Origin of the sequence: Roseibium sp. Sym1 (assembly GCF_027359675.1) — a bacterium.
Classification (GTDB): Bacteria; Pseudomonadota; Alphaproteobacteria; order Rhizobiales; family Stappiaceae; genus Roseibium.
In genome coordinates this window covers 1,089,115-1,103,001 of record NZ_CP114786.1, presented here as the reverse complement: position 1 = coordinate 1,103,001, position 13,887 = coordinate 1,089,115, and the positions used below count along the sequence as shown (strand labels likewise).

Here is a 13,887-nt window from a genome sequence, read left to right as displayed (position 1 = left end):
GGGACCCGCTCTTTTTTGTTTAACTATAGGCCGGAGACAGACGACCTTGAGCAGGATTGCCCTATGTAAATTGTTGATCAGGCACATCTGATGCTCAAAAGCCGGCAACGGCTTTCAACAGGAGCCAAGTGTGAGCGCACACGAACCGAGAATTGTGACGGAACAGGGCCTCGATGCCCGTGTTGCCGCGATTGTTGAGCCGGTGGTGGAAGACCTCGGCTACCGGCTTGTGCGCACCAGGATCAGCGCGGCGAACGGCTGCACCCTGCAGATCATGGCGGAACGTCCCGACGGCACCATGACCGTCGAGGACTGTGAAACGATCTCCCGCGCGGTCTCCCCGGCGCTCGACGTCGAGGATCCGATCAACCGGGCCTATCATCTGGAAGTTTCATCTCCCGGGATCGACCGGCCGTTGGTGCGCGCGGGCGATTTCAATCGCTGGGCCGGCCATGAGCTGAAGGTCGAGATGGCCGTCATGCAGGACGGCCGCAAGCGATTCCGTGGAACCCTGCTTGGTGCCGAGGACGGCGTGGCGACCATTCGCCTGCCCGACGCCAAGGACGGGGATCCCGATACCGTGAACCTGCCGCTGTCGGATATCGGCGAGGCCAAGCTGGTTCTGACGGACGATTTGATTACGGCGGCTCTACAGGCGGAAAAGGCGGCATTGGCCGCCCGCGAGGCAACGGACGAGCTGTCACAGGACAACAAGCCCAACTAAGCACGCGGCTTAGCGGCACCAGAAGAAACGCGCCACGAACGACCCGAGATGACCGTTGGCGCAAGAGGAGTGGAATATGGCAATCAGCGCGAACCGGCTGGAACTGCTGCAAATCGCTGACGCGGTCGCACGGGAAAAATCCATCGACCGGATGATCGTCATCAACGCAATGGAAGACGCGATCCAGAAGGCGGCCCGCTCCCGCTATGGCACGGAGACGGAAGTCCGTGCCGAGATCAATCCGAAAACCGGTGAAATCCGTCTCCAGCGGCTGCTGCAGGTGGTCGAGACCGTCGAAAACATTTCCACCGAGATTTCCCTGGCCGATGCGCAGGCGCGCAACCCGGAAGCCAGCCTCGGCGATTTTATTGCCGAGCCGCTGCCGCCGCTCGATTTCGGCCGCATCGCCGCCCAGTCCGCCAAGCAGGTGATCGTGCAGAAGGTGCGCGAGGCCGAGCGCGACCGTCAGTATGACGAATTCAAGGATCGTGTCGGCGAAGTCATCAACGGTGTCGTCAAGCGCGCCGAGTACGGCAATGTCATTGTCGATCTTGGCCGCGGCGAAGGCATCGTGCGCCGGGACGAACTCATCCCGCGCGAGATCTTCCGCACCGGCGACCGGATCCGGGCTTTCATCTACGACGTGCGCCGTGAGCAGCGCGGCCCGCAGATTTTCCTGTCGCGCACGCATCCGCAGTTCATGGCCAAGCTGTTCGCGCAGGAAGTGCCGGAAATCTATGACGGCGTGATCGAGATCAAGTCGGTTGCGCGCGATCCCGGGTCCCGTGCGAAAATCGCGGTGATCTCCAAGGACAGCTCCATCGACCCCGTCGGTGCCTGTGTAGGCATGCGCGGCAGCCGCGTTCAGGCGGTTGTCGGCGAGTTGCAGGGCGAGAAGATCGACATTATTCCGTGGAACGAGGAACCGGCGACCTTCATCGTCAACGCCTTGCAGCCGGCCGAGGTTGCCAAGGTCGTTTTGGACGAGGACGCGGAACGTATTGAAGTTGTCGTCCCGGATGACCAACTGTCTCTTGCGATCGGCCGCCGCGGTCAGAATGTGCGTCTGGCGTCCCAGCTGACCGGCTGGGCCATCGACATCATGACCGAACAGGAAGAATCCGAGCGCCGCCAGAAGGAATTCCAGGACCGGTCCAACCTGTTCATGGAAGCTCTCAACGTGGACGAGATGGTCGGCCAGCTGCTGGCGACCGAAGGCTTCACCTCCGTCGAGGAAGTCGCTTATGTCGAGCTCGATGAGATCGCCATGATCGAGGGCTTCGACGACGACACGGCCGTCGAGATCCAGGCCCGCGCCCGCGACTACCTGAGCGAACTGGAGGCCAAGCTTGACGAGGAACGCATCGAACTTGGCGTTTCCGATGAACTTCGCTCGATTGACGGCCTGACAACGGCTATGCTGGTGGCTCTCGGCAAGGATGACATCAAGTCGATGGAAGACCTGGCGGGCTGCGCGGCAGACGACCTGATCGGCTGGACCGAGCGCAAGGACGGCGAGACCAAGCGGTTCGAGGGATCCCTGTCCGGCTTCGATCTTTCCCGCGCGGAAGCAGAGAACATCGTCATGGCAGCGCGCCTGGCGGCCGGCTGGATCACCGAGGAAGAGCTTGCGGCCCAGGAAGCGGAGCTTGAAGAAGGCGATGAAGACGATGTCGAAATCGTTGAAGTGGCCGAGGAAGACGTGCCGGCCGGTGGTGCGATCCTGAACGGATAACGGGGAGGCGAAAGTCTCCGGGGGCAGGCCGCTGTTCTGAACGGCGGCCAATACGGCCCGAAGGACGAAGTCGACCAGCCATGCGGTCATCATGCGAAACCGCCTGATGGCGGGCTGGTCCAGAGGAGTGGCAGCGTGCCCAGGAAGAATGAGCCGACCGAACGGCAATGTGCCGTCACCCGGGAGGTTCTGCCCGTCAGCTCGCTGATCCGGTTCGTGCTTGATCCCGAGGGTCAGGTGGTTCCGGATCTCAAGCGGGTGCTTCCCGGGCGCGGTGTCTGGGTAACGGCCGTGAACGATGTCGTGGCCGTTGCCGAGAAGGACCGGAAGAAGGTGTTCGGCAGAGGGTTCAAGACGGAGGCCCGTGTCGAACCCGGACTGGCGGAGCGGGTTGATGCGCTTATGGAAAGATCGGCGCTGCAGGCGCTCTCCATGACGCGCAAGGCCGGTGAACTGGTCACCGGCTACGCCAAGGTTGAAGCGGCCTTGCGGCGGGATACCGTCGCCGGGCTGGTCCACGCCGCGGATGCCGCGGAGGACGGGGTGAGGAAGCTCGCGGCGGTGGCCGCGGCAAGAGAGGAACCGGCAAACGGGTGCCAATTTGTTCGTTTATTCGATTCGGACCAATTGGATTTGGCATTGGGCCGGTCAAATGTGATACATGCTGCACTGCTTGCGGGGCAGGCGAGCGAAAACTTTCTGGCACGGGCACGTGAACTGGAGCGTTTTCGCGGCTTATCCGGAGCACACGGCGACAATGGCAGCGCCTGACAAGGGCGGTTGCGCAGGACTGAAGGCAATATGAGCGATACGAAAAATCCAGGCGACAAGACAATCAGCGTTGAGCGTGGCAAAACGCTTGGCCTCAAGCGCGGCGGTGGCGATCAGGGAACTGTTCGGCAATCGTTCTCGCATGGCCGGTCGAAAAACGTCGTCGTGGAAAAGAAAAGGCGCCGTGTCGTAACTCCGGGGCAGGAAGGGAAACCGGACGCCCCCGCACCGACGACGCAGCGTCTCGACCGGCCCGCCGAAGCACCGCGCAAACCGCAGCCCGCGGATCCGCAGGCTGCCAAGCAGGCACGCCGTTCCGCGTCCGGCCAGCGCCAGAAGGGCAATGGCAACGTTCTCAGGACCCTGACCAAGGAAGAGGCCGCCGCACGCGCGGTGGCCCTCCAGATGGCCAAGGAGCGTGAGGTCGAGGAGCGCAAGCGCCGCGAGGAAGACGAGAAACGCCGCGCCGCCGAAGCCGTGCAGCGTCAGGCCGAGGAAGAGGCCCGCGCCAAGCAGGAAGCCGAGGACCGCGCCAAGCGTGAAGCCGAGGAAGCAAAGGCTGCTGCGGAACAGGCCAAGGCCGCGCCCGCCGACGAGGCGCCGGCCGCTCCTGCCGCGGAGGCACCCGCCGCCCGGGCCGACGCTCCGGCAAGAACGGACGCCAGAAAACCCGCCATGCGCAAACCGGCGCACGCCGATGGCGGCAAACCGCCGAGCCTCGACGATATGGGCAAGCGCAAGGAACCGGCCGCGGCCCGTCCGAAGCCGGCCCGCGAGGAAGGCGGCGAAGACGACCGCAACAAGAGCCTTCGCGCCGTCAAGCGGCCCAAGCAGGCCCCGGCACCGACCACGCGTCCGCGCGGTGGTGACGACCGCCGCCGCTCCAAGCTGACGATTTCCGCGGCCACCGGTGGTGACGACGGCCAGAGGGCCCGTTCGCTCGCCTCCATGCGCCGGCGTCAGGAAAAGGCCAAGCGGGGCCAGCAGCAGGTGGTGCGCGAGAAGATTTCCCGCGAAGTCACCCTGCCGGAAGCGATCACCATCCAGGAACTCGCCAACCGCATGGCCGAGCGCGCCGTCGACGTGATCAAGCTGCTGATGAAGCAGGGCCAGATGCTCAAGATCAACGACGTCATCGACGCCGATACGGCCGAGCTGATCGCAGAGGAAATGGGCCACACGGTCCGGCGCGTCTCCGAAGCGGACGTCGAAGAAGGCCTGTTCACGACGGAAGACGACGCCGGCACTCTGAAGCCGCGGCCTCCGGTCGTGACCATCATGGGCCATGTCGACCACGGCAAGACCTCGCTGCTCGACGCGATCCGCAAGTCCAAGGTGGTCACCGGTGAAGCCGGCGGCATCACCCAGCATATCGGCGCCTATCAGGTCGATCAGGATGGTCAGAAGATCACCTTCATCGATACGCCGGGCCACGCGGCCTTCTCGCAGATGCGGGCCCGCGGTGCCAAGTCGACCGACATCGTCATCCTGGTCGTGGCCGCCGATGACGGCGTCATGCCGCAGACCAAGGAAGCGATCGCGCACGCCAAAGCGGCCGAAGCGCCGATCATTGTCGCGATCAACAAGATCGACAAGCCGGGTGCCGACCCGAACCGTGTCCGCACGGAACTCCTGAGCGAGGAACTCGTGGTCGAATCCATGGGCGGCGACATCATCGATGTCGAAGTCTCGGCCCTGAACGGCACCAACCTGGACAAGCTGCTGGAAATGATCCTGCTGCAGTCCGAGGTGCTGGAGCTTCAGGCGAACCCGGACCGCACCGCGGAAGGCGTTGTCATCGAAGCCCAGCTCGACCGCGGCCGGGGTCCGGTCGCCACCGTTCTGGTGCAGAAGGGCACGCTCAAGCCGGGAGACATCCTGGTGGCCGGTTCCGAATGGGGCCGTGTGCGCGCCATGCTCGACGAGAACGGCGAACAGGTGAAGGAAGCCGGTCCGTCCAAGCCGGTCGAGGTTCTGGGCTTCCAGGGCACACCGGCCGCGGGTGACATGGTCGCCGTCGTGGAAAACGAGGGCCGCGCCCGCGAGATCACCGACTATCGCCAGCGTCAGATCCGCGAGAAGGCTTCGGTGGTTGCTTCGGCAGCCCGCGGATCCCTCGAGCAGATGATGATGAGTGCGCAGAAAACCGGCCGGAAGGAATTCCCGCTGGTTCTGAAAGCGGACGTGCAGGGCTCGGCGGAAGCCATCGCCCATGCGCTCAACGAACTCGGCAACGAGGAAGTCGGCGCGCGCATCCTGCTGTCGGGCGTCGGTGGCATTACCGAAAGCGACATCACCCTGGCGTCGGCGTCCAACGCGCCGATCCTCGGCTTCAACGTGCGTGCCAACAAGCAGGCCCGCGAAGCGGCAAGCCGCGACGGCATCGAGATCCGTTACTACAACGTGATCTACGACCTCGTCGACGACATCAAGTCGGCCATGTCCGGCCTGCTGTCTCCGGAGCGTCGCGAGACCTTCCTCGGCAACGCGGAGATCAAGGAAATCTTCCACATCTCCAAGGTCGGCAAGGTTGCGGGCTGTCTGGTCACAGAAGGTGTCGTCGAACGTGGCGCCAATGTCCGCCTCATCCGCGACGACGTCGTCATTCACGAAGGCGAACTGGGCACGCTCAAGCGCTTCAAGGACGAGGTCAAGTCGGTCGAGTCCGGTCAGGAATGCGGCATGAACTTCGTGAAGTACCAGGACATGCGTCCGGGCGACATCATCGAGTGTTTCCGCGTCGAGCAGATCGCGCGCACGCTCTAAGGGGCGTCAAACAAATTGAAATTGAGGTCAGCGGCTTATTCAGGTGAGCCGCTGACGCTGTATTTGGTCATGGACTTCTTCGTCATGCCATGGCTTGACCATGGCATCCATGCCCTTGCGCCGGACAGATCGGAGATCTGGTTTAAGGCAAGGCAACCGCATGGATTGCTGGATCAGGTCCGGCAGGGACGATGCCCGTTTTCGGGCAAGCCGTTTGGCCAGCGAGGCAAGGACAACAACAATGGCAAGACAACACGGAAACGACAGCCGTGGCCCGTCGCAGCGCCAGCTCAAGGTCGGCGAGACGGTGCGCAAGGAACTGTCCGACATTCTGACACGCGGCCGCTTTTCCGATCCGGATCTGGACGGCGTGATCATCACCATCCCGGAAGTGCGCATGACGCCCGACCTCAGGCTCGCCACCTGCCTGGTGATGCCGCTTGGCGGCAAGGACGCGGAGAAGGTCGAAAAAGCGCTCAACCGCAGTGCCAAGTACTTGCGCGGCCAGGTCTCCCGCCGGCTGACCATGAAATACATGCCCGACCTGCGTTTCGTGCTCGATACCCGTTTCGACGACGACGACCGCATCGGCACGCTGCTGCATTCCCCCGATGTCGCGCGGGATCTCGGCGCGGACGAAGAGGAATAGGCGCGCAACCAACCGTGCGCGAATATTTCATTGACGTCATCTCATGGCTTGACCACGGGATCCATGCCTGAGCGTTTCCGTTCGATAAGCCTTGGCTTTAGGCGAGGAAACGGCATGGATTGCCGGATCAGGTCCGGCAATGACGAAGCCTAGGAAGCACATCGCTTCCAGATGCCAAACTTTCGACAGATCTATACGGACCCGACATGGCACGGCAGAAGCAGGTCAAAAGAAAAAAGAACGCCATCAACGGCTGGCTGGTGCTCGACAAGCCCTACGGCATCACCTCCAACGAGGCACTCGGGCGTATCAAGCGGATCTTCTCGCCGCAGAAGGTTGGCCACGCCGGCACGCTCGACCCGCGCGCTTCCGGCCTGTTGCCGGTCGCCTTCGGCGAAGCCACCAAGACCGTGCCGTTTGTCATGGACGGCCGCAAGGTCTACCGCTTCGAGGTGACCTGGGGCACGGAGACCAACACCGACGATACCGAAGGCGAGGTCATCGCGACCTCCGATGTGCGTCCGGATGCCCCGGCCATTTCGGAAGTGCTCGGTGAGTTTGTCGGCACGATCCTGCAGGTGCCGCCCAAATTCTCCGCCATCAAGGTGGCCGGCGAACGCGCCTATGATCTCGCCCGTGACGGCGAGGACGTCGAGCTTGAGGCCCGCCCGATCGATGTGCACCGGCTGGATCTCGTGGAATGCCCGGACGTGAACCGGGCCGTTTTCGAGGCCGAATGCGGCAAGGGCACCTATGTGCGGGCGCTCGCCCGCGACCTCGGCCGCCGTCTCGGCACGTGCGGCCATGTCACAGAACTGCGCCGCCTGCTGGTCGGCCCGTTCGGCGAGGAAGATCTGGTGGCCTTCGACGAACTGCTCGAAGCTGCGGAAGAGCAGGACGAAGGCGAAGGCATCGATGCGCTGGTGGAGGAATTTGTCCTGCCTGTGCGCGAGGCCATGGATGCCCTGCTCGAGATTCCGGTCTCGCTCGACGATGCCGCCAAGATCCGCAAGGGCATGGCCGTGCTGCTCAGGGGACGCGAGGCGCCGCTCAACACCGGGGTCGCCTTCGCCAGCCACGCCAATGTGCCCGTCGCCATCGGTTCAATTGACAAGGGCCGTTTCCAGCCGACGAGGGTATTCCATTTGTGAGTTTCGGGCATGGTTCGAAAGCTTGAGAAACTGCTGGATTTTCTCGCTGTTTTCTGCCATATACCGCCGCCATTGGGCACTGATGTCCAATTCGTCCGGAAAGACCCTTTGCTGAACGACATCTCGGCTCTGGAGACATCCGGATCAGGCCTTCGGGCAGTTCAACGTGTCCGGTCAACGGACCCCACTCTTTGAAAGGAAAGAGCGATGTCGATTACTGCAGAGCGTAAAGCTGAGCTCATCAAGGAATTCGCGACCAGCGAAGGCGACACCGGTTCCCCGGAAGTCCAGATCGCCATCCTGACCGAGCGCATCAACAACCTGACCGAACACTTCAAGGGCCATGGCAAGGACAACCACTCCCGCCGCGGTCTCCTGAAGATGGTTGCGCAGCGCCGGTCCCTGCTGGACTACACGCGCGGCAAGAGCGAAGAGCGTTACAAGTCGCTCCTCGAGCGTCTTGGCATTCGCCGCTAAGACCGCAGACGTTTGAAGACGCGGTGGGCCCCAGGGCCCGCCGCGTTTTTCTATGCAGGCGATACAGGTGAAGCCGGTCAAGGTCTTCGCTTATGAATTCGCTGATTGAGCGTTTCCATTTGACTGCAAACGCTCTATAGAAACCTCGTGACATGTCATGGGGCAGGATTGCCGGCTCCTTTCCGCAAAAAGCGTCGAAAGCAGCCCGTTGTCTTGCCCGTGACCTGTCCGCCGGTAACCGGCCCATCCGGGGCCGACCGGGAATGTGCCTGGATCCATGTGCTGTACCGAAAGCAGCCGGGCCGGGCAGAAAGCTGTAAGGACAGATGATGTTCAACATTCATCGTGTAGAAGTCGAGTGGGGCGGACGTCCGCTCGTGCTCGAAACGGGCAAGGTTGCCCGTCAGGCTGACGGCGCCGTGATGGCGACCTATGGCGAAACCAAGGTCCTGGCGACCGTCGTGTCCGCCAAGGAACCCCGGCCGGGCCAGGATTTCTTCCCGCTCACCGTGAACTACCAGGAAAAGGCCTATGCGGCCGGCAAGATCCCTGGTGGCTTCTTCAAGCGCGAAGGCCGTCCGTCCGAGCACGAGACCCTGACCTCCCGCCTGATCGACCGTCCGATCCGTCCGCTGTTCGCCGACGGCTACAAGAACGACACCCAGGTGGTCATCACCGTGCTGTCGCACGATCTGGAAAATGCGCCGGACATCCTGGCGATGGTCGCGTCCTCCGCGGCCCTGACGATTTCCGGTGTGCCGTTCATGGGCCCGATCGGCGGTGCCCGCGTCGGCTACATCAACGGCGAATACGTTCTCAACCCGCTGGTTGACGACATGCCCGAGTCCTCGCTGGACCTGGTCGTTGCCGGAACCGGCGACGCCGTCCTGATGGTGGAATCGGAAGCCAAGGAACTGGACGAAGACACCATGCTCGGCGCGGTGATGTTCGGTCACCGAGGTTTCCAGCCGGTGATCGATGCGATCATCAAGCTGGCAGAGACCGCTGCCAAGGAACCGCGCGAACTGTCCCTGCCGGATCATTCCGAGCTGTTCGCCAAGATCAAGTCCATGGCTGCCGGTGAAGTCGCCGAAGCCTACAAGATCACCTCGAAGACCGAGCGCAAGAATGCGGTGGACGCCGCCAAGGCGAAGGTCGTCGAGGCCCTGATCACCAACGCCGCCGAAGGCGAGGCGGTCGAAGCCAACGTGCTCGGCGACCAGTTCAAGAAGCTGGAAGCGGAAATCGTTCGTGGCAACATCCTGGACACCGGTTCGCGCATCGACGGCCGTGACCTGTCCACGGTCCGAGCGATCACGTCGGAAGTCGGCATCCTGCCGCGCGCCCACGGTTCGTCGCTGTTCACCCGCGGTGAAACCCAGGGCCTGGTCGTTTCCACCCTCGGCACCGGCGAAGACGAGCAGTTCGTCGACCTGCTGGAAGGCACCATCAAGGCGCACTTCATGCTGCACTACAACTTCCCGCCCTATTCGGTCGGTGAAACCGGCCGTATGGGCTCCCCGGGGCGCCGCGAAATCGGTCACGGCAAGCTGGCTTGGCGTGCGATCAACCCGATGATGCCGGCGCATCACGAGTTCCCGTACACTGTCCGTGTCGTCTCCGAGATCACCGAGTCCAACGGCTCGTCCTCCATGGCAACCGTCTGCGGCACCTCGCTGGCGCTGATGGATGCAGGCGTTCCGCTGAAGTCCCCGGTGGCCGGCATCGCCATGGGCCTGATCAAGGAAGGCGACCGGTTTGCTGTCCTGTCCGACATTCTCGGTGACGAGGATCATCTCGGCGACATGGACTTCAAGGTGGCCGGTTCCGAGAACGGCATCACCGCGCTGCAGATGGACATCAAGATCGACGGCATCACCGAAGAGATCATGAAGGTCGCTCTGGGCCAGGCCAAGGACGGCCGCATCCATATCCTGGGTGAGATGTCCAACGCCATCACCGAGGCCCGTGCCGAGCTCGGCGAGCATGCACCGCGTATCGAAGTGATGAAGATTCCGGTCGACAAGATCCGTGAAGTCATCGGTTCCGGCGGCAAGGTCATCCGCGAGATCGTCGAGAAGACCGGTGCCAAGGTCAACATCGAGGACGACGGCACCGTCAAGATCGCCTCCGCGGACGGCAAGGCCATCAAGGCTGCCGTCAACTGGATCAACTCCATTGCCGCCGAGCCGGAAGTGGGCGTGATCTACGAGGGCACCGTCGTGAAATGCGTCGATTTCGGCGCCTTCGTGAACTTCTTTGGTGCCAAGGACGGTCTGGTTCACATCTCCCAGCTGGCTCCGAAGAAAGTCGCCAAGGTCACCGACGTGGTCAAGGAAGGCGACAAGGTCTGGGTCAAGCTGATGGGCTTCGACGAGCGTGGCAAGGTTCGCCTGTCCATGAAGGTCGTCGACCAGGAGACCGGCAAGGAAATCGAGAAGAAAGAACGCGAAGACGCGGAATAAGCGTCTTCTGCATGACTTCCGGAAACGGGGACCTTCGGGTCCCCGTTTTTTGTTGTTCCTACCCGGCCCGCACCGCCACGGATTTGATGCCGTTCGTTTCTGCGAGGAAACGCTGGAAGTCGACACCGGGCATGGGCCTTGCGAGGCTGTAACCCTGGATATAGGAGCAGCCGAAGGACTGGATCAGGTCACATTGTTCCTGCGTTTCAGCACCTTCGCAGACCACTTCGATGCCGAGCGAATGCGCCATCGAAATGATTGCCTGAACCAGGGCCTGCCCGTCCTTGTCCCGTTCCAGCCCCATGATGAAGGACCTGTCGATCTTGAGCGTGTCGATCGGCAGCCGCTTCAGGTAGTTCAGGGACGAAAACCCGGTTCCGAAATCGTCGAGCGAGATCTTGATGCCGAGTTCGCTGATGGATTCGAGGATTTCGATCGGATTGACGCGCTGGTCGTCAAACATCACGTTTTCGGTGATTTCGAGCTGAAGGCGGGCAGGATCCATTTCCATGTCCGCGAGAATTGCCTTCAGCCGCTCGAGGAAGCCGGCATCCCGGCACTGGCGGGGCGAGATGTTGACGCTTATGGCGTCCAGCTGGAGGCCGTTGCGGTTGCAGGCATGGTAAAAGCCGCAGGCCTCCCGCAGCACCCATTCGCCGAGCGGAATAATGAGCCCGCATTCTTCCGCAATCTTGATGAATTCGGCCGGGGTCACGGTTCCCAGTTGAGGATCGTTCCAGCGCGCCAGGCACTCGCAGCTCACAACCCGGTTCTTCGAATAGTCGACAATCGGCTGGTAGTTCAGGTGCAACGCACCTTTTTCGAGGGCCTGGCGCAGGGAGATTTCGATCTGGCCAGCCCGGGCGGTCTGTTCATTCATCCGGGTGGCAAAGAAGCGATAACTGGAGCCGCTGTCGGTTTTCGCCTGGAACATGCTTGTATCGGCCTGTAGCAGCAGGGCTTCGTCGTCCGTTCCGTCATTGGGGGTCAACGTGATGCCCAGGCTGCCGTCCATGACGATCCTGGCTCCGTTGTCCAGGGTGATGGGCTCGGCAATCACGGCCAGGATATCCTTGGCACATTGTTCGATCTGCCAGCGGTCCTCGGGATTGGACAGGATGATCGCGAATTCGTCGCCACCCATGCGGGCGACCGTCTGGTCGGCACCGAGCGTTTCCGTCAGTCTGGCGGCGATCGCCTCGATCACGCAGTCCCCGGCTTTCGGCCCATAGGTGTCGTTCACGGTCTTGAACCGGTCCAGATCGAGGATCATCAACGCGGTCAGCTCCCCGAAATGCTTGCTGCGCTGGATGGCCTGACGGAGCCTGTCCATCAGGAGGCGCCGGTTCGGCAAGCCGGTCAGGATGTCGAAATTCGCGTTCTTGGTGGCCAGTTCCTCCTGGCGCTTGCGCTCGCTGATATCGGAGATCGTTGCATAAAAGGCGTTCTCGCCGCGCCATTCGGTGATCCGGACATGCTGCTCCAGCCAGACGGTCGTGCCGTCTTTTCGCAATCCCTTCACCTCGTAGGCCCTGGGCGCGCCTCCCTTGTCACGCAAATTGTAGTAGCTGTTCAGCCGGTCACGCTCCTCGGGGGCATAGATGGCAAGCGTGGGCGCGCCGACGAGCTGGCTCGGGTCGCCGGACTGGTATCCCAGCGTTTGCAAAAGCGCGTCGTTGACGTAGAGGATCCGGTGATTGGCATGCACAAGCACACCGTGAAGGGATCCGTCGATCATGTCCTTGAACTGGGCATCGCGTTCGCGCATTGCCTCAAACGCGGCCTGGAACATGGAGGCCAGCTTGTTGAACTCCGTGATGAAACCTTGCGAGGGCGGCGAAACCAGGCGGTCTTGCCGCAGGCTCATGGCATAGGATAGCAACCGGCCAAGGCCGGCGCTGGTAATCCGGTTCACCAGGAACGCCGCGCCGATTGCCAGGATGGCGGTATAGAGCAGGAAAGGCGTGAACAGCTTGCTGTAGGTTTCCTCCACCTTCTGGAGCGTGTCGACGGGCTGCTTCACGACCGCGGCCATCATGTGGCCGTCCAGGCTCTGCATAAGCGGCGCGTAGACGTAGAGGTGGTCTTCCTTCAGCATATAGGAAACGCTGTCAGGCGTTTGCAGGAGCGTCGGCGGAAGATCTTCCGTTGTCAGGTCGCCGAGCCCGGCGACCACATGATTGTCATGATAGAGAGCCAGGTCCTCGACCTTCAGGATCTTCGCAAGGACGCCGGGAAGGGAGAAGGAATCCGTTACCGTCGTGCCGCCATAGATCTTTCCGAGTGCCAGGCCGGTTACCGGATCCAGGACAGGTGTCGACATGGCCGCGGTCACCTCCACAGGATTGCCCGAATGGTTGGCGTAGGTGACCCAGATATCCGGCGGCATGGCGGCGCGTATGCCTGAAGGCAACTGGTTGCGGATGTCGATCAGGCCCAGGCTGCCGTTAACCCATCCGGGTTCCTCGGAATGATCGATCAGCAGAATGTCGAGCACGGCGCTGGTCAGCCCCTCCGAGGCTCTTTCGACGATCTGCTTTGCCGTGACCTTGTCGTTGGCCTTCAAGGCCGCTCGAATATCCGGATTGGCCGCGATCGTGCGGATTTGCGTTTCGAGCTGGTCAAGATGCTGTGTGAAAACGAGCCTGGCCAGGGTCGCCTTTGACTTGGCGCTGCGGGCTATCTCGTGTTCCGCGATCGAAAGACTGCCGAGATGCGTTATCCAGAACAGGGCGATTGCCGTCCCAATCAGACCGAACGCAAACAGGGCCATGACGAGTCGGCTGAACGGTATGGAAAAACGGGCTTTCAATGAAGCACTCCCGAGCAGTCCGTTTGCATGTCCGTGGCCTTGGGCAGGTTTAATGCCATTTCGATCAAATTAATGAGTCCTGACCCTAGCTCCAATTGTCCAAGAGCAAACCAGACTGTACCGGACCGTGTGATTTCGATCATGCTATCATGAAATCTTGATCGTGGCTCGCAATTGTAAGATTAGGAAAGTTTCATCTCTAGGCTAACTGCACGAAGTTTATCTTTCATGAATTGATTGGATGAAAGTCGACCCGATAGAGGTTTGAATCAACTTGAGTTCAGCCATGAACTGCGCAAATGGACATGGTAATATTTTACAGTAATATCTAATCCTT

9 protein-coding genes are annotated in these 13,887 nt (G+C 61.7%); 8 read left to right on the top strand and 1 reads right to left on the bottom strand.

The annotated features are described in order from the left end of the window. Window positions 1-130 precede the first annotated feature (130 nt). From rimP to pnp, 8 genes are all read left to right on the top strand, one after another. Window positions 131-724: a ribosome maturation factor RimP gene (gene rimP / locus O6760_RS04975; RefSeq protein WP_269584382.1), complete on the top strand. Its 594-nt coding sequence runs from the start codon at window positions 131-133 to the stop codon at window positions 722-724. A gap of 76 nt (window positions 725-800) precedes the next feature. Further along, window positions 801-2,459, top strand: a complete 1,659-nt coding sequence (nusA, locus tag O6760_RS04970) for a transcription termination factor NusA (RefSeq protein WP_269584381.1) — start codon at window positions 801-803, stop codon at window positions 2,457-2,459. 135 nt (window positions 2,460-2,594) lie between these two features. Continuing rightward, window positions 2,595-3,230, top strand: a complete 636-nt coding sequence (locus tag O6760_RS04965; protein WP_269584380.1) for an RNA-binding protein — start codon at window positions 2,595-2,597, stop codon at window positions 3,228-3,230. A gap of 30 nt (window positions 3,231-3,260) precedes the next feature. Next, window positions 3,261-5,996 (top strand): translation initiation factor IF-2, encoded by a 2,736-nt coding sequence (gene infB / locus O6760_RS04960; protein WP_269584379.1) that lies wholly within the window; start codon window positions 3,261-3,263, stop codon window positions 5,994-5,996. A gap of 241 nt (window positions 5,997-6,237) precedes the next feature. Beyond that, entirely contained in the window at window positions 6,238-6,645 is a 408-nt protein-coding gene (gene rbfA / locus O6760_RS04955) for a 30S ribosome-binding factor RbfA (protein ID WP_269584378.1), read from the top strand. Window positions 6,646-6,851: 206 nt separating this feature from the next. Next, on the top strand, window positions 6,852-7,796 hold the full coding sequence (gene truB, locus O6760_RS04950) for a tRNA pseudouridine(55) synthase TruB (RefSeq protein WP_269584377.1): 945 nt from the start codon (window positions 6,852-6,854) through the stop codon (window positions 7,794-7,796). A gap of 207 nt (window positions 7,797-8,003) precedes the next feature. Further along, window positions 8,004-8,273: a 30S ribosomal protein S15 gene (rpsO, locus tag O6760_RS04945; RefSeq protein WP_269584376.1), complete on the top strand. Its 270-nt coding sequence runs from the start codon at window positions 8,004-8,006 to the stop codon at window positions 8,271-8,273. Between the two features lie 329 nt (window positions 8,274-8,602). Beyond that, entirely contained in the window at window positions 8,603-10,738 is a 2,136-nt protein-coding gene (pnp, locus tag O6760_RS04940) for a polyribonucleotide nucleotidyltransferase (protein ID WP_269584375.1), read from the top strand. A 58-nt stretch (window positions 10,739-10,796) separates the two neighbouring features. Here pnp and O6760_RS04935 read toward each other — a convergent pair whose 3' ends face one another. Beyond that, complete coding sequence (locus O6760_RS04935) at window positions 10,797-13,550, bottom strand: putative bifunctional diguanylate cyclase/phosphodiesterase (RefSeq protein ID WP_269584374.1); 2,754 nt, start codon at window positions 13,548-13,550, stop codon at window positions 10,797-10,799. Window positions 13,551-13,887 lie beyond the last annotated feature (337 nt).

Excerpts from the sequence above, each read along its gene's own strand:
- nusA (WP_269584381.1), top strand. The coding sequence starts at position 801 with ATGGCAATCAGCGCGAACCGGCTGGAACTGCTGCAAATCGCTGACGCG.
- infB (WP_269584379.1), top strand. The coding sequence starts at position 3,261 with ATGAGCGATACGAAAAATCCAGGCGACAAGACAATCAGCGTTGAGCGT.
- rbfA (WP_269584378.1), top strand. The coding sequence starts at position 6,238 with ATGGCAAGACAACACGGAAACGACAGCCGTGGCCCGTCGCAGCGCCAG.
- truB (WP_269584377.1), top strand. The coding sequence starts at position 6,852 with ATGGCACGGCAGAAGCAGGTCAAAAGAAAAAAGAACGCCATCAACGGC.
- rpsO (WP_269584376.1), top strand. The coding sequence starts at position 8,004 with ATGTCGATTACTGCAGAGCGTAAAGCTGAGCTCATCAAGGAATTCGCG.
- pnp (WP_269584375.1), top strand. The coding sequence starts at position 8,603 with ATGTTCAACATTCATCGTGTAGAAGTCGAGTGGGGCGGACGTCCGCTC.